This is a genomic window from Lentzea sp. NPDC102401, from assembly GCF_044765805.1.
Lineage (GTDB): Bacteria > Actinomycetota > Actinomycetes > Mycobacteriales > Pseudonocardiaceae > Lentzea > Lentzea sokolovensis.
The window spans coordinates 191795-206603 of the sequence record NZ_JBIWKS010000007.1 but is presented as its reverse complement, the minus strand read 5'-3'; the positions used below and the strand labels follow the sequence as shown (position 1 = coordinate 206603).

The following is a 14809-nucleotide window of genomic DNA, read 5'->3' as shown; positions in this document are numbered from 1 at the left end:
GCCAGCCGCGGCGGAGTCCACGAGCAGGTCACGGATCATGTCGCGAAACCGGCCGGAGCAAGGCCGCGCGCCGCGAAGGTGGCACTCCCGTTCCTACCGACAGCTCCTCCCTGGCAGGCACTTCGCCGCCAGACGACGATTGGTCACATGACCACCATCTTCATCACAGGCGCCAACAAGGGCCTCGGCCGCGAGGCCGCCCGCCGTCTCGTCGATCTCGGCCACACCGTGCTGACCGGTGCTCGTGATCCCGAACGGGGCGAGGAGGCGGCCGCCGCCGTCGGGGCGAGGTTCGTCCGGATCGACGTCACCGACGACGCGTCCGTCGCCGCCGCGGCGGCGAACGTCGCCGAGCACGAGGGCCACATCGACGTCCTGATCAACAACGCCGGCGTGAGCGGCACGCACGGTGCGTCCGCCGAGACCCTCACCGGGGCCGACGTGCTGGACGTCTTCGACGTCAACGTCGCCGGTGTCGTCCGCACGACCACCGCCTTCCTGCCGTTGCTGCGCAAGTCGGCGGACCCCGCCATCGTCAACGTCAGCAGCGGAATGGGCTCGTTCACGCACACGCACGACCCGGAGCGCGCGGAGGGCAAGGCCGTCGCGCCGATCTACACGGCCTCCAAGGCGGCGCTGACGATGCTCACCACCCAGTACGCCAAGGCGTTGCCGGACATCCGGGTCAACGCGGCCGACCCCGGCTACACGGCGACCGACCTCAACGGTCACAGCGGCCCGCAGACGGTCTCCGAGGGGACAGACGCCATCGTCCAGCTCGCCACCGAGGAACGCGGCTCCGGAACCGGACGCGTCATCGACCGGTACGGCGCCGTCGCCTGGTGATCGCAAGGGCGGCCCTCCCGAACCGGACGGGCCGCCCGCACCGGGTCAACGAGACACCTCGTGCGCTGGTTGGACCTGCCCGTTGCCCGCGACGAACGCGAGTCGCAACCGGGTCTCGTCCTCGCTGCCCGGTACGGCGGACAACACGACGATCTTCAGCTCCAGATCCCCGTCGGTCAGCACGTCGCAGGTCACGTCCACCGGCCCGACGGAGGGATGGTCGATCGTCTTGCTGTCCTCACGGTGAGCTCCGACCGTGCCCAGCGCCCACAGCTCGGCGAACCTCCGGTTGCCCCTGAGCAGGTCCGCGATCAAGGCGCCCAGCCTGACGTCAGCGGGAAAGCGGCCGGTGGCACGCCTCAGATCGGACACGACCGCCACTTCGGTCGCGGCGGCGTCCGAAGTGGCCACAGGCCACCCGCGCAGCAGTGGAGCGTCCGGCCGCGTCGGAAAGGTATCGCGGGCGAAGTTGCGCTGTCCCACCGGTATCGGCGCAGGATCACCGACCAGCGCGGCCCAGCCCCGGTTCCACCAGAGCAGCTGCCAGTCGGCCGCGAACACCGCCGCGGCCGTGTGCTCCAGGCCGGCGAGCACGCGCCGCACTCCTGGCGGGATGTGGTCGGAGATCGCGTTGTGCGCCGGGACGGCCAGTCGCACCAGTCGGTACAGGTGGTCGCGCTCGGCCACGCTGAGCTGCAACGCCCTCGCCAACGAGGCGACCACCTGCTCCGACGGACTCGTCGACCGTCCCTGCTCCAGGCGGGTCAGGTAGTCGACGGAGATTCCCGCCAGCTCGGCGAGCTCTTCACGGCGCAGGCCGGCCGCCCGCCGCGACCGCCGGGCGGGGAGACCGGCCGCTTCCGGCCGCAACCGGTCCCGCCACGCCCGGATCGTCAAACCCAGCGAAGCGTCGTCGTTGCTCATCACTCCAGTCTCGCGTGTCCGGCGCTCCCCAGGGTGGTACTGGTCGTCCTACTGTCGAGCGAGTCAGGTATGGGTGGGGCGAGCGTAATCACGGTGCCTCTGCTCCAGGCAATGGCGGCGGCCCCGTTCGCCGAGTCACCCGGCAGAAGGCCGAGATCGTGGATCTGAACGCTTACGTCACAACGGGTGGCACGCCCAGGCCGGTGGTCTTGCCGTTGAGTCCCGCCGTGTGGCGCTGGCCGCACCCGATCCTGCGAACAGACTGACGGCGATGAGCGCGATTTTGAGTCGATGCGGTCACGTCATGACCGTGTCCATCACCAGCAGTCATTTCATCAGGATCTTTGGACAGGACCGAATTCCCGCGCCGAAAGCCCGTCATTCCCGTTCTCGGACGAATGGCGCCCAAGAAAAGGACGAACAGGAGAAACCGATCCGCACCGCGGTGTCCGTCGCCGCCGCGGCCGCCGCACAAGAGTTCTGCGTCGACCTGTCGCCGTGAACACCGAACATTACAGGCAACTTTTCGCGAACGACAGAAAAATTCTAACCGAGCCGCAGCGATTTCGGAGCCGGCGTTCAGTTTTGTTCAGCCGAGCAATGATCTTCAGGACTTGCCACCTTCACACGCAGGCCGGAACCTTCCGGCACAGCCGGACGATCCGATCACCTCCGGCTGAAGCCAGCCATGAACACACCGACCGCACACGCACGCCTACGCTGAGGTTGAATATTCTCCCTGAACACGAAAAAGCAACAATCAACCTCCGAGCTTCGAATGCGCCACGCCATCTGGTCGGCAGTGCACCTGTCTGGCCGCGAGCAATCGCGTCACGGTCCACCGGACCGCTCGCCCATCATGTGCCAATGGCGCGGTTGTCATACGTTTGACTGGTCGACCACCAAGTGCGGTTTCGCGAACCAGGCCACCGGTCGTGATTCCTCAGACGGGACAGTGCTGTGACACCTGATTCCTCCATGCGCGATCACTCTCACTCCGCGGGCGCGGACATCGACTGGCGCCAGAGGCTCTCCTTCCTGGTCATGCACTGGCACCCGTTACGTGATCCAGCGAATCTGGTTCGGGAGTTGGTCGAGTGCGCACGACTCAGCGCGGATGCGGCCACCGCGGCGCTCACGGTTCCCGCCGAACAGGAGGGATGGCTGCGCATCGCCGTCGCCGCCGGCGGACTCCGGGAATGGGAAGACAGGCTGCTTCCGATGGAAGGATCGGTGTCCGCTCTGACCGTCGACGCCGGGCGCGCGATCCTGATCGACGACGTGGTGCTCGACGAGCAGACAGAACAGGCCGCGAGATCGTCCGACGTCGGCCCTGCCGTGGCCGGTCCGGTCATCGCGGACGGCGAACTGCGCGGAGTGCTGATGATCGGCCGTCCGCCTGGCAGCCGGAGGTTCACGGACTCCGACCGCGAGATGGTCGACGCGGTGGTCGGTCATCTCGGCTGGGCGCTGCTCGCGCAATCCCATGCGGACAGCGCGGAACAGTGGGACCTCACCACCGCCGTCTACAGAAAACTGGCGGGGCGGCTCTTCCAGTTGACCGCGGATCTCTGCTCTTTGCGCCCGTTGGTGCCGCAGGCGGCGGCGATGAAGATCGACAGAATCATCACCGATTCGGACGACATCGCCGGCCACGCACGCGATATCGCCTGCGAGTGGGGTTCCGTCCCGCATCGTTCGACGTCCGCCCGCTCCCGTGTCCTCTCCGCGTTCCAGGCGGCGTTGTCCAGTTGCGAACTGGTGGGCAGCGCGCGTTTCGACCGCTCGACCGGACTCGACCCGTCCAGTCGGGCGCTCGACGTGGTCGAACGGTGGATTCCGATCGCCGTGGCCATCGCGGCTCGATACGGCCTGGCACGGTCGGTTTCGCTCGACATCCGCCGGCAGGACAGCACCATCGAGGCGAAGTTGCGCTACCGAGGCTGGCCGGCGACCAGCGCCGACCTCGCTCCAGCACAGGAACTCGGATCGGAACAGGAAGTCGAGACGCCGTCTGGTCACGCCGGTTCGCCAGGCGACGAGGTGGTGCTGCGCCTGGCGCTGTCGCAGTTCGTGTCACCGGAGCCCACGCACACCACCCACGGGCGTGAGGACTCATGAGCGATCAGGGACGCCTGGCTGCTGCCGTATCCGGTCAGCGTGCCCAGCTCGACGATCGTCGGCCTCGCCGTGGCGCTGGCGGAGCCGTCCGCCATCAGCGCGCCGGCCAGCACCGCCGACGTGAACATCGCCAGTAGTCGCCGTGTGCGCTTCGATGAACCGAAGACCTGCTTGCCGAAACCGTGCACCGCCGCCCCCAAATCCCTTTCCGTTGCTCCGACTGTCCACCGCTGGGCAGGGTCGGAGCCAGTGCCCAACGGGACCAGGCGCACAGGGAGAAGGTCACTCCGAAGGTGCGTCCGGCGAAAGTCCCTGAGACCGCGGGGAAACTGCTGTCCCAGCACGCCAACCTGCTGAACCGCCGAATCCCGGGCCACTCACCCGGCGGCTTCCGCCAAGACTCGCGCCCGGTTCGTCGTGGCAGGCGACCTGACGAGCCCAGCAGGAAGATCGGGAATCGCAAGATCCCGGTCGATCACGACCGTTCGAGGCACCGGCCGGATCCGAGCGGTGAGGTCGTGCGGTGGTCCCTGCCACATCGGGACCTTGTGCCCTGGAACGGTTGCTCCGAGTGACGCAGGTTGTGTGGGTTCGCACGGCTCTCAGGAGGCACGCGGTGCACCAAACGCGCGACAGACTCACGCCCATTGCGCTCACCCGGTACTTCGACAACGTCGTGGACGCCCTTGCCCGCGAGGGCATCGACGTCGCCCAGGTGGTGCTGGAGCTCACCCCGACGCGTCCGATGCGCGGTCAGGTGGTCACCGGACGTGGCCCGGTGCTGCGCTGGCGGGAGGATCTCGGGTGGAGCAACGGGCTCAGGACCACGAGCCCGGCCGCGCATCCCGGTGAGGTCGCCGCGCTGCTCGAACAGCCGCCGCCCGGACGAGGGTGAGCAGCACCTCGCCGACCCTGCCGTCTCGCCGTCATGCAGGCCTTCGTCGCCGGCCATGGCGTTGAGTGCGCAGTGCTCAAAGGCGAAAGGTGCTCCCATGCGCTTCACCGCGGTAGCGGCGACCCTCACTCTCGGCCTGGGCATGGTTCCCGCCCCGGCGTCCGCGGAGGAGTCCACCACCGAGGTGCGGCCGGTTCGCTCGGTCGACCTCGAACGCTACGACGGCCGTTGGGTGCAGGTGGCGGCGATTCCCCAGCCCTTCCAGGCGCAGTGCGTCCGCAACGACAGCGCGGTCTACACGGTGCTGCCGGACGGGCAGGTCAAGGTGGTGAACTCGTGCACCCGCGCGGACGGCGTGACGACGTCGCTGGAGGGCAGGGCACGACAGGCCGACCCGGCCTCCACCTCGAAGCTCGAGGTGTCGTTCGTCAGGACGGCCGACGGGTGGAGCTTCGACGAGCCGGGGACGTACTGGGTGATCGGCCTCGACCGCGACTACCGCTGGGCCGTGGTCGGTGCACCGGACCGCAGGTCGGGGTTCGTGCTGGCGCGCACCCCCGTTCCTTCCCGCAAGGACGTTCTCGGCATGGCCCAGGCGCTGGTCCGCAACGGGTACGACCTCTGTGACTTCAGGATCACCGCGCAGGACGGCGGCGCTCCCGACTCCGCTCCCCTCTGCGCGGGACAGCCGTGAAACCAGTGTCCGCGGGTGAGCTCATGACCGCTCTCGCACGAGGTGATCGAACAGCGCTCGGCCGGGTGTACGACCCAAGCCGCCGCTGATCGAGGGACCGCTCGCCAGTGGCAGTCCTCAGTGGACAGCGGGATCCGCGGTGGACCGCCCGTCATCCGGGGAGAGGACTTGGGCCCGGCCGGGTGGGGTGAGAGGACCCTGCTGTCTGGTGCGGTGGCATGGCCAGCATGGACGGGTGGCCAGTCTCCGCGATCTCCTGCAGCGCTACCGGCCGGTGGGAACACCGGGTGCGGCCGCGCGACCAGGAGTGCCCGTGGACCGCGTGGCGGAGGTCGCGACCGAGCTCGAACCGGTGTTTTCGCTGCTCTCGGACACCGAGAACGACGTGCGGCGCCTGCGCGAGGAGGCACGCGGAGAGGCGCGCCGCATCCGCGAACAGGCCGCTCGCGAAGCGGAAGACCTCGTCGCGGCGGCGCACGAGCGTGTCTCCGAGGTGCGTGCGCGGGCAGCCGCGAACGCCCGCGCGGCCGCCGCGCCGGACGGTGAGCTTCTCGTCGAGGCCGCGAGGGAGGCCGCACGCCGCGTCCGGACCCGTGCGGCGGTGCTCATGCCGGAGTACGTCGACCGCGCGGTCGCCGAGGCTCTGAGCACCTTGCACACGGGCGAGGCCGCGCGATGAGCGCGGCGTGGATCGCAGGAGGAGTGCGGGCACGGGCGTTGTTGCGGCGCAGGACCGGCGCGGTCGGCGCACGTGAGATCGCCAGGTGTTCATCGCTGCCGGAGGCGGTCGAACTGCTCGTCACCGGGCCGTATCAGCGGGACGTCCGAGCCGGTCAGTCGTTGGAGCAAGCCGGCCACGGCGTCGCCTCGACGCTGCTGTGGCACCTCCGGGTGCTCGCCGGGTGGCAGCCGCGTGCGGGCGCGGAGCTGGTCCGGCTGCTCGCCGGGTGGTTCGAGATGGCGAACGTCGTGGAGCACGTGCGCGAGTTGACTGGAACAGCGGCGGGCGAGACCTTCACGCTCGGCACGCTCGCCACCGCGTGGCCACGGCTCGCGGCCACGTCGTCGCTCGCCGAGCTGCGACTCGCTCTGGCGGCGTCACCCTGGGGTGATCCGGGATCCGAGGACCCGCGCCGCATCGCCATCGCCGTCCAGCTCGGCTGGGCGGTGCGAGTCGCCGCTGGTGTGCCGCCGGCACGGGAGTGGGCCGCGGGAGGCGCGGCGTTGCTGGTCGCGCGCGAGCGGTTCCTGCTCGGCCATCCGGTGCCCGGCTCGGCGCTGCTCGGTGACGTGGGACAGGACGGACTCGCCGGCTTCGCCGCGCGCTTGCCGGGAGAGGCGGCGTGGGCGCTCGCGGACGTCACCGACCCCGGCGGACTCTGGCAGGCCGAGGAACGCTGGTGGGCGCGCGTCGAGAGTGGTGCGCGAACGTTGTTGCGCGGTCAGGGTTTCGGGCCAGGCGTGGTGGTGGGGTGCACCGTGCTGCTCGCGGTCGACGCTCGCCGGGTGCGTGCCGCGCTCGAGTGCGCCGCGCGTGGCGGCGGGCAGATGGAGGAGTTCGATGCCATCACGTGAAGCCCTGACACCGGTGCGGATGGAACGCATCGCCGTCGTCGCACCGGAGAACGCGCTGCGCGACGCCCTGCTGCTGGTGGCTGAGGCGGGTGTGGTCGATGTCGACCGTGCCGACGACGCCCTGGAGACCGTGGTGAGCGCCGCCGTGCACCGGGATTCGGTCGCCGCCGTCGCGGGATGGTGCCCTGCCGAGCGACGGCCTGGCCTGGCCGCGACACTCGCCGGGGTGGGTGCGGCGGCGGTGCCGTTGCCCGTGCCACGTGGTGTGGATCCGCCGTCCCTGCTGCGTTCGGACGGAACGGTGCGGCAGTCGTTCACGCCGCTCGTCAGCACGTACGGCACGGTGCCCTACCAGGACGTCGATCCGACGGTGCTCGCGGGCGCCGCCTACGTGCTGATGTTCGGGATGATGTTCGGCGACGCCGGACAAGGACTCCTGCTGGTCGCCGTGGGGCTGCTGCTGCGGGCCGGGTGGCCGCGACGCTTCGCGCGCTGGCGCTCCGCGTGGCCGTTCGTGATGGGCGCCGGTTTCGCGAGTGCGGCGTTCGGGGTGCTGTACGGGGAGTTCTTCGGGCCGACGGGTGTCGTTCCCGTGCTGTGGCTGGATCCGCTGGACGAACCCGTTCGGCTGCTGGGTGCCGGCGTCGCGGCCGGGGCCGTGCTGCTGGCCGCCGCCTACGCCGTCGCGATCGTCAACCGGTGGCGTGAAGGTGGACCGCGGCTCGCCCTGTACGCGGCTTCGGGCATCGCCGGTGCCACGCTGTTCCTCGGTATCGCCGGCATCGCGGGTGGACTGCTGCTGGGCTCGGACCTCCTCGTCGTGGCCGGTGCCGCAACCGCCGCGGTGGGCCTGGTGCTCGCCGGGATCGGGTTCGCCGCCGCGTCCGGTGGCGGTGCCGCCGGCTGGGTGCAGGCCGCCGTGCAGCTGTTCGACATCGTGATCAGGACCGGGTCGAACCTCGTGTCGTTCGCCCGGCTCGCGGCGTTCGGTCTGGTGCACGCCGCGATCGGCTCGGTCGTGTGGCTCGGCACGACCGCGCTGGCGGACCGCGGCGGCGTCGCGGGCATCGCCGCGGCGGTGCTGCTCTTCCTGCTGGGCAACGCATTCGCGTTCTCCCTCGAAGCACTGGTGGCCGCCATCCAGGCCCTGCGCCTGGAGTTCTACGAACTGTTCTCGCGGGTCTTCGAGATCGAAGGCCGGCCGTTCCGCGCTTGGCACGGGGAGGATCGATGATGGTCTGGTTGGCAGGACTGCCGGTGCTGGTCGCGGTGTGCGCGGGAGCCGTGCTGTTGATGCGCCGCAAGGGACGTGCCGTGCTCGCGGTGTTCGCGGGGCTCAACGGCGCGTTGCTCGTCGGCGCGCTGGTGGTGCTCGTCATGGCGCTGCAGAGCGGTGAGGCCTCCGCCGCCGTGGCCCAGTCCCCCACTCCCGCGGCGAACTGGGCGGCGCTGCTCGGCGCGGCCATCTCGGTCGCCGGATCGTCCATCGGGGCGGCGATCGCGGTCGCTCACACCGGCGCGGCCGCGCTCGCCGCTCTCAGCGAACGGCCGGAACTGTTCGGCCGCGCGATGGTGATCGTGGGCCTGGCGGAGGGCATCGCGATCTACGGGCTGATCGTCGCGGTCATCCTCATCGGGAAGGCGTGAGCCGTGGGTGCCGTGGCCGTGATCGGCGCCGGAGTCTCCGACTGGGCGCTCGCCGGGGTGCGGGTCGCAGAGGCGACCGACGCCGCGTCCGTGCGCCGAGCCTGGAACGACCTCGGCGAGGACGTGTCCGTCGTGCTGCTCACCGGCACCGCCGCCGCGGCCTTGAGCACCGAACTCGCGGGGAACGACCGGCCGCTCGTGGCGGTGATCCCGTCGTGACCGCCCAGCAGCAGGAAGCACTGGCCCCTGTGCGGACGGCGTTGCTGGCCACGGCGCGTGCCGAGGCCGACCGCGACCTCGCCTCCGCACATCTCGACGCGGATGCGGCGCTCGCCAGCGCTCGTGCTCGGGCGCGGTCGATCCTCGACGCGGCCGCGGAGGAGGGTCGCGCGGACGCGGCGACGTTGATCGCGGCCGAGCACGAGAAGGCCCGTCGCCGCGCCCGCGCGATCGAACTGGCCGCACAACGCGAGAGCTACGACGAACTCCTCCAGCGCGTCACCGCCGCGGTGGCGCGTGCGTTCGCGGAACCGGACCGGAGGGATCAGCTCGTGACAGCGATCCATGTCCAGCTCGGCCCTGGCGCGATCGTGCGGGACACGCCGGGAGGAGGCCTGACCGGTGCGGTCGCGGGCCGGTTGGTGGATTTCGGCGCCCGAGCGGTGGCAGGTCGTGCCGTCGACGCGCTCGGCGACGAGGTGCGGGCCTTGTGGGCGCCGTGACCTCCGGACGGGTCGTCCGGGTCTCCGGGCCGCTGGTCGAGGTCTGTGACGTCGGCCCGGTCGCGATGCACGACCTCATCACCCTCGGACCCGACGCGATCCCGGGCGAGGTCGTCGCCATCAGAGACGGCACGGTGAGCGTGCAGGCCTACGAGTACACCGGCGGGCTGGGGCCGGGCGCGGCCGCGCTGCCCGCGGGAAAGCCGCTGTCGGTGCGCCTCGGTCCCGGACTGCTCGGCGGTGTCTTCGACGGCCTGTTGCGGTCGTTGTCCGCCGCGCCTGTCTTCCTCACCCCAGGTGCCGCCGCTGACGAATCGGATCGCATGTGGCGTTTCGAACCGAGGGTGCGGGTCGGCGATCAGGTCGGGGAAGGGCAGGTGCTCGGCGTGGTCGCCGACGCCGGGGCACTGGAGCACCGGTTGCTCGTGCCGCCCGGAGTCAACGGGAGGGTCGAGTCGCTGGCGGACGTCAAGTGCGGAATGGGAACCGTGGTCGCCGAGGTCGGTGGCACCGACGTGCACCTGTTCTCCGACTGGCCGGTCCGAGTGCCGCGGCCGTGCCGGGAGCGCCTCACCGAGGTGACACCCCTGCGCACCGGTCAGCGTGTGCTGGACCTGCTCTACCCCGTGGCTCGTGGTGGCGCGGCCGCGGTGCCGGGAGGCTTCGGCACCGGCAAAACCGTTCTCCTGCAACAGCTCGCGAAGTGGTGCGACGCGGACGTCATCGTCTACGTCGGGTGCGGCGAACGCGGCAACGAGCTGGCCGAGGTGGTCGCCGAGCTGTTCGAGCTGACCGACCCGCGCACCGGCGGTCGGCTGGCGGACCGCACGGTGATCATCGCCAACACCTCGAACATGCCGATGATGGCCCGTGAGGCGAGCATCTACACGGGCGTCGCCGTCGCGGAGTACTACCGCGACATGGGCTTTCACACGGTGGTGATCGCCGACTCCACCTCGCGCTGGGCGGAGGCGCTGCGGGAGTTCGCCTCCCGCACCGGCGTTCTGCCGGCGGAGGAGGGCTACCCCGCCGACCTCGCCTCGGCGTTGGCGGCCTTCTACGAACGTGCCGGCTGCGTCGAGACGCTCGGCGGAGCGACCGGGTCGGTCACGATCATCGGAGCCGTGTCGCCGCCGGGCGGTGACATGACCGAGCCGGTCACCGCGCACACCGAGCGCTTCGTCCGCGCCCGCTGGACGCTCGACCGGGACCTCGCCTACGCCAGGCACTACCCCGCCGTCTCGTGGTCAGGTTCGTTCTCCCGCGACGCACCGGCGGTCGGAGACCACCACGTCCGCGCGGGCGACCACGGCTGGCCCGCACGGCGAGCACGAGTGATGACCGCGCTGGCCGAGGCGGATCGGCTCGGCGCGCTCGCGGACCTGGTCGGTGCGGCCGCCCTCTCCGGGACCGAGCGGGTCGCGTTGCTGGCCGGGCGTCTGCTGCGTGACGGCGTGCTCCAGCAGAGCGCCCTGTCCACCGTGGACGCGGCCGGCGGTGACGAGAAGGCGAGCGCACTCGTGGAAGCCGTCCTGGCGGTGGTGGGCGAGTGTCGCGAGCTGGTGGTCGCGGGAGTGAACGCCGATGTGCTGGAGGAGTTCGACTTCACCGCGCTGGTGCGGCTGCGCGAAGAGGCGGCGGCGCAGGACACGGCGCTGATCGGCCGGCGGCGCGACGAGATGCTCGCCGGGTTGCGGAGGCTGCGATGACGATCGAGTTCACCGGTGTGCGAGAACTGCGGGGCCCGCTCGTCGTCGTCGGCGGCGTCGAGGGCGTCGGCTGGGACGAGTTCGTGCGCATCAGGCTGGAGTCCGGCGAGCTGCGGCACGGTCTCGTGCTGGAGGTCGACCACGACCTCGCCGTCGTGCAGGTGCTGGAGGGCACCGCCGGCATGACGGCCGCGGGTACTCGGCTGGAGTTCACCGGACGTCCGCTGAGCATCCCCGTCGGCACGGGATGGCTCGGCCGGACCTGCGACGGACGTGGCAACCCGGTCGACGGCGGGCCGCCGGTGTTCGGCGCGCGGCGGGAGCCGGTCGCGGGCGCACCGCTCAACCCGACGTGGCGCGAGGCGCCCGCCGATCCCGTGCTCACCGGGGTGTCGGTGATCGACGCGCTGACCACGCTGGTGCGCGGCCAGAAGCTGCCGCTGTTCTCCCTGCCCGGGCATCCGCACCTGGAGCTGGCCACCCAGATCGCCGCACAGTCCACAGTGGAGGGTGAGCCGTTCTGCGTGGTGTTCGCGGGCATCGGTCTCACTCACGCGGACGCCGCGTACACGCGCGACGCCCTGGAAGCGCGGTCAGCGGCGGGAGAGCTCGTGCTGCTGATCAACACCGCCGACGATCCCGTCATCGAGCGGATCCTCACGCCCAGGCTGGCGCTGACCATCGCCGAGTCGCTGGCGTTCCGCGAAGGCAGGCACGTGCTGGTCGTGATGACCGACATGACGACCTACGCCGAGGCGTTGCGCGAGGTGTCCGCGGCGCGCGGTGAGATTCCCGCGCGACGGTCGTACCCCGGCTACCTCTACAGCGACCTCGCCTCGTTGTTCGAACGCTGCGGACGCATCCGCGACCGGCCGGGGTCGGTGACGGTGCTGCCCGTTCTCACCATGCCGGGTGGTGACATCACCCATCCCGTGCCCGACCTCACCGGGTACATCACCGAGGGCCAGATCGTGTTCTCCGCGGAGGCGCACGCCCACGGCGTGTACCCACCGGTCGATCCGCTCGCCTCGCTGTCGCGGCTCATGCGCAACGGCGCCGGACCGGGCCGGACCCGCGCCGACCACCTCGACGTCGCGGCCCAGCTGCTGTCCGCGCTGGCACGGGCACGGCAGGTGCGAGACCTGGCCGAACTCATCGGTGTCAGCGGCCTGAGCCGTACCGACCAGGCCTATCTCGATCTGGAGCAGGCTTTCCGAACCGACGTCCTCGGCCAGTCGCCCGGCGAGGCGCGCACGCTCGACGACACCCTCGAGCGCGTGTGGCGAGTGTTGCTCCGACTGCCTCGATCCGAACTGTCGATGATTCCGACGTCACTGCTGGAGGACCGGTGAGTGCGATCAGGGTGCCTTCCGGCCGGTCCGGACGCCAGTGGTTGCGCGGACGTCTCGGCAGTGCCGAACACGCCGCCGCGCTGCTGGAACAGAAGCTGCGTGCGTTGCGGGCGGAACAGCGCCATCTTGCTGAAGCAGCGGAACACACACATGACGAACTGGTCGCGCAGGCGGAGGAAACGAAGACCTGGACGCTGCGGGCGGCACTGACCGCGGGTCGCCGCGGGATGCGCCTCGCTGGCCCAGGTGCCGAAGCCGACGTGACGATCTCCTGGTCCACGACGGCAGGCGTGCGACACCCCACCGGGATCACCTGCTCCCCGCCCACCGGTGTCGCGGACGTGCCGGCGGGCACCGCGGTCGCACATGCCGTGCGCGAACAACGGAAGCTGCTCGACTCAGCCCTGCGACACGCGGTGGACGCCGACGCGTTGCGCCGCATCACCGCGGAGACCGACACGACCCAGCGCCGGGTGCGGGTGTTGCGCCGGCACTGGGCGCCGCTGTTGCGGGAGACGCTCGCGCGCGTCGAACTCGAGCTGGAGGAACGGGAGCAGGCCGAGAATCTCCGGCACCGGCTTGCCTCGCGCACCGGTCGACGGCCGGAGGCGGAGTAACACACGTGCGGCGGCAGTGATCCGTGTGCTCACCGGAGAGGAAACCGTCCGTCAGCTCTGCGGCCGGACCACCGCCAGCGGGCAGGGCGCGTGCTGCACCAGGGTCGTCGCGGTGGAACCGAGCAGCATCCCGGTGAAACCACCGAGGCCATGGCTGCCGACGACCAGCAGACGCGCCTGCTCCCCCAGCCTCATGAGCATTCGTGCCGCGCGTTCTCGGCCCACCACGCGATCGACGCGTACGTCGGGGTATTTCTCCTGCCAGCCCGCGAGGCGTTGCGCGAGCAGCCGCCGTTCGTCGTCCTCGACCTCTGACCAGTCATGGGCGATCTTCGTGTCGTGGTAGCCGCGATCGAGCAGGAAATCTCGCGAGGACATCACCGCGGTGAGCGACGCACCACGTATCGACGCGGCTTCGAACGCGAACGCCACCGCCGCCTCGCTCACCGGCGAGCCGTCCACGCCGACGACCACCGGACCGTCGACGGCCGTTGTGCGCCGTACGACGACAACCGGGCATTTGCCGTGGGACACCAGCGCGGACGCGGTGGAACCGACGAGCAACTCGCCGAAGCCGCCGAGTCCTCTCGACCCCAGCACCACCAGACGGGCACTCTGCGACTCGTCGACCAGAAGTGGCACAGAACCGGTGCACGCGAGCCTGCTGGTGATGGTGATGTCCGGAGCCACGAGGCGGGCCTCGGCTCGCGCCCGCCGCAGCCATCTGCGGCCCTGAGCCTGCACCGCGTCGTCGATGTGCCTGCTGACGTCCCCCGTGCCGATCCTGCTCGGCATGGACGGCAAGTAGGCGTGCACCAGGCGCAGCGGCGTGCGGTGACGCGAACACTCGTCGGCCGCCCACGCCACGGCGTCCAGCGCCGAGACCGATCCGTCGACGCCGGCCAAGACCGGCGCCCCAGGTCCCTTGCTCATGTGCCGAACGTCCTCTCGGCTCTCACCGGACGCGCCGCCGACCCGGCCACCGCCGGTCAGCCGAACATCTCGGTCCGGCGGGGACGCAGGGTGTCGTCCCACTCGTACTCCAGGTTGTTCTCCAGATCGACGACGCCCGGTAGTGCCCGGACGAAGTACACGGCGAGGTCCACGTCGCTGCGGCGCTCCAGCAGTCCACGCAGCGTCACGACACCGTCGTGGACACCGATGTTCACCGTGGCCGGGTTGAGCCAGGTCGAACTGCCGAAGACCTCGTCCTGGATCTCGGCTCGCAGCGTCTCGTCGTCTTTCACGAACACCTTGAGCAGGTCACGCCGCGACAACACACCGACGAGCGCGCCTTCCACGTCGACGACGAACAGCCTGCGTGCACCTGCCTTCGCCAGTTCTCTGGCCGCGGTGTTCGCGGAGGCGTCCATGCGGATGGTGCGGACCGGTGTCGTCATCAGCTCACGCGCGGTTCCTCCGTGGGCACGCCGCCAGCGCCGTTTCTCCGCCCGGCTCGACAGGAGCGGAGGCCTGGCGGTGCTTCCGCCGCGGAACTCCTCCTTCGCCAGCAGATCGGCCTCGGAGACCACGCCCACCGCGTAGTCCCCCTCGACGACCGGCACGGCACTGATGCCGTGCTCTTCCATGAGCAGGGCCAGATCCTTGAACGGCGTCTCCGGGCTGGCGGTGATCACCTCGCCGGTCATCAGCGAAGCGACGGAAAGCTGGCGCATGGCATCCTCCGTTCGTCGGGTGGTTGGTGCA

17 protein-coding genes are annotated in these 14809 nt (G+C 70.5%); 14 read left to right on the top strand and 3 right to left on the bottom strand.

Annotated features, from left to right (window positions below; translation table 11 throughout):
- The first annotated feature begins 147 nt into the window (after positions 1–147).
- Positions 148–846 (top strand): SDR family NAD(P)-dependent oxidoreductase, encoded by a 699-nt coding sequence (locus ACIRG5_RS25220; RefSeq protein WP_402908616.1) that lies wholly within the window; start codon positions 148–150, stop codon positions 844–846.
- 45 nt (positions 847–891) lie between these two features.
- Here ACIRG5_RS25220 and ACIRG5_RS25215 read toward each other — a convergent pair whose 3' ends face one another.
- Positions 892–1770: a helix-turn-helix transcriptional regulator gene (locus tag ACIRG5_RS25215; protein WP_402908614.1), complete on the bottom strand. Its 879-nt coding sequence runs from the start codon at positions 1768–1770 to the stop codon at positions 892–894.
- A gap of 271 nt (positions 1771–2041) precedes the next feature.
- On the opposite strand from ACIRG5_RS25215, the gene ACIRG5_RS25210 reads away from it, so the two are divergent.
- The 13 genes from ACIRG5_RS25210 to ACIRG5_RS25150 all read left to right on the top strand — a co-directional run bounded on the left by ACIRG5_RS25210 (position 2042) and on the right by ACIRG5_RS25150 (position 13102).
- Positions 2042–2272, top strand: coding sequence for a hypothetical protein (locus ACIRG5_RS25210; RefSeq protein WP_402908612.1), 231 nt, complete (start codon positions 2042–2044; stop codon positions 2270–2272).
- Between the two features lie 476 nt (positions 2273–2748).
- Positions 2749–3891 (top strand): GAF domain-containing protein, encoded by a 1143-nt coding sequence (locus ACIRG5_RS25205; protein ID WP_402908610.1) that lies wholly within the window; start codon positions 2749–2751, stop codon positions 3889–3891.
- Between the two features lie 616 nt (positions 3892–4507).
- Positions 4508–4786: a hypothetical protein gene (locus tag ACIRG5_RS25200; RefSeq protein WP_402908608.1), complete on the top strand. Its 279-nt coding sequence runs from the start codon at positions 4508–4510 to the stop codon at positions 4784–4786.
- A gap of 97 nt (positions 4787–4883) precedes the next feature.
- Entirely contained in the window at positions 4884–5480 is a 597-nt protein-coding gene (locus ACIRG5_RS25195) for a lipocalin family protein (RefSeq protein ID WP_402908606.1), read from the top strand.
- A gap of 235 nt (positions 5481–5715) precedes the next feature.
- Complete coding sequence (locus tag ACIRG5_RS25190; protein WP_402908604.1) at positions 5716–6159, top strand: hypothetical protein; 444 nt, start codon at positions 5716–5718, stop codon at positions 6157–6159.
- Positions 6156–7055 (top strand): hypothetical protein, encoded by a 900-nt coding sequence (locus tag ACIRG5_RS25185; RefSeq protein WP_402908602.1) that lies wholly within the window; start codon positions 6156–6158, stop codon positions 7053–7055. Before ACIRG5_RS25190 ends, ACIRG5_RS25185 begins: the two co-directional genes overlap by 4 nt.
- Positions 7042–8289: a V-type ATPase 116kDa subunit family protein gene (locus ACIRG5_RS25180; protein WP_402908601.1), complete on the top strand. Its 1248-nt coding sequence runs from the start codon at positions 7042–7044 to the stop codon at positions 8287–8289. Before ACIRG5_RS25185 ends, ACIRG5_RS25180 begins: the two co-directional genes overlap by 14 nt.
- On the top strand, positions 8286–8702 hold the full coding sequence (locus tag ACIRG5_RS25175; protein ID WP_402908599.1) for an ATP synthase subunit C: 417 nt from the start codon (positions 8286–8288) through the stop codon (positions 8700–8702). Before ACIRG5_RS25180 ends, ACIRG5_RS25175 begins: the two co-directional genes overlap by 4 nt.
- A gap of 3 nt (positions 8703–8705) precedes the next feature.
- A complete protein-coding gene (locus ACIRG5_RS25170; protein WP_402908597.1) occupies positions 8706–8921 on the top strand; it encodes a hypothetical protein in 216 nt (71 codons plus the stop codon).
- Entirely contained in the window at positions 8918–9424 is a 507-nt protein-coding gene (locus ACIRG5_RS25165; protein WP_402908595.1) for a hypothetical protein, read from the top strand. Before ACIRG5_RS25170 ends, ACIRG5_RS25165 begins: the two co-directional genes overlap by 4 nt.
- Positions 9412–11133, top strand: a complete 1722-nt coding sequence (locus ACIRG5_RS25160) for a V-type ATP synthase subunit A (RefSeq protein WP_402908593.1) — start codon at positions 9412–9414, stop codon at positions 11131–11133. The genes ACIRG5_RS25165 and ACIRG5_RS25160 overlap by 13 nt, the downstream gene beginning before the upstream one ends.
- On the top strand, positions 11130–12485 hold the full coding sequence (locus tag ACIRG5_RS25155) for a V-type ATP synthase subunit B (RefSeq protein ID WP_402908591.1): 1356 nt from the start codon (positions 11130–11132) through the stop codon (positions 12483–12485). Before ACIRG5_RS25160 ends, ACIRG5_RS25155 begins: the two co-directional genes overlap by 4 nt.
- Positions 12482–13102 carry a V-type ATP synthase subunit D gene (locus tag ACIRG5_RS25150; RefSeq protein ID WP_402908589.1) on the top strand — a complete coding sequence of 207 codons (621 nt, stop codon included), beginning with the start codon at positions 12482–12484 and terminating at the stop codon, positions 13100–13102. The genes ACIRG5_RS25155 and ACIRG5_RS25150 overlap by 4 nt, the downstream gene beginning before the upstream one ends.
- A 51-nt stretch (positions 13103–13153) precedes the next feature.
- On the opposite strand, the gene ACIRG5_RS25145 is transcribed toward ACIRG5_RS25150, so the two are convergent.
- The gene (locus tag ACIRG5_RS25145; protein WP_402908587.1) at positions 13154–14035 is read right to left on the bottom strand and encodes a universal stress protein; all 882 of its coding nucleotides are present in this window, start codon (positions 14033–14035) and stop codon (positions 13154–13156) included.
- A gap of 56 nt (positions 14036–14091) precedes the next feature.
- Positions 14092–14778 carry a CBS domain-containing protein gene (locus ACIRG5_RS25140; protein ID WP_402908585.1) on the bottom strand — a complete coding sequence of 229 codons (687 nt, stop codon included), beginning with the start codon at positions 14776–14778 and terminating at the stop codon, positions 14092–14094.
- Positions 14779–14809: the final 31 nt, after the last annotated feature.

Excerpts from the sequence above, each read along its gene's own strand:
- ACIRG5_RS25215 (WP_402908614.1), bottom strand. The coding sequence starts at position 1,770 with ATGAGCAACGACGACGCTTCGCTGGGTTTGACGATCCGGGCGTGGCGG.
- ACIRG5_RS25155 (WP_402908591.1), top strand. The coding sequence starts at position 11,130 with ATGACGATCGAGTTCACCGGTGTGCGAGAACTGCGGGGCCCGCTCGTC.
- ACIRG5_RS25185 (WP_402908602.1), top strand. The coding sequence starts at position 6,156 with ATGAGCGCGGCGTGGATCGCAGGAGGAGTGCGGGCACGGGCGTTGTTG.
- ACIRG5_RS25180 (WP_402908601.1), top strand. The coding sequence starts at position 7,042 with ATGCCATCACGTGAAGCCCTGACACCGGTGCGGATGGAACGCATCGCC.
- ACIRG5_RS25145 (WP_402908587.1), bottom strand. The coding sequence starts at position 14,035 with ATGAGCAAGGGACCTGGGGCGCCGGTCTTGGCCGGCGTCGACGGATCG.
- ACIRG5_RS25175 (WP_402908599.1), top strand. The coding sequence starts at position 8,286 with ATGATGGTCTGGTTGGCAGGACTGCCGGTGCTGGTCGCGGTGTGCGCG.
- ACIRG5_RS25220 (WP_402908616.1), top strand. The coding sequence starts at position 148 with ATGACCACCATCTTCATCACAGGCGCCAACAAGGGCCTCGGCCGCGAG.
- ACIRG5_RS25205 (WP_402908610.1), top strand. The coding sequence starts at position 2,749 with ATGCGCGATCACTCTCACTCCGCGGGCGCGGACATCGACTGGCGCCAG.
- ACIRG5_RS25140 (WP_402908585.1), bottom strand. The coding sequence starts at position 14,778 with ATGCGCCAGCTTTCCGTCGCTTCGCTGATGACCGGCGAGGTGATCACC.
- ACIRG5_RS25195 (WP_402908606.1), top strand. The coding sequence starts at position 4,884 with ATGCGCTTCACCGCGGTAGCGGCGACCCTCACTCTCGGCCTGGGCATG.
- ACIRG5_RS25210 (WP_402908612.1), top strand. The coding sequence starts at position 2,042 with ATGAGCGCGATTTTGAGTCGATGCGGTCACGTCATGACCGTGTCCATC.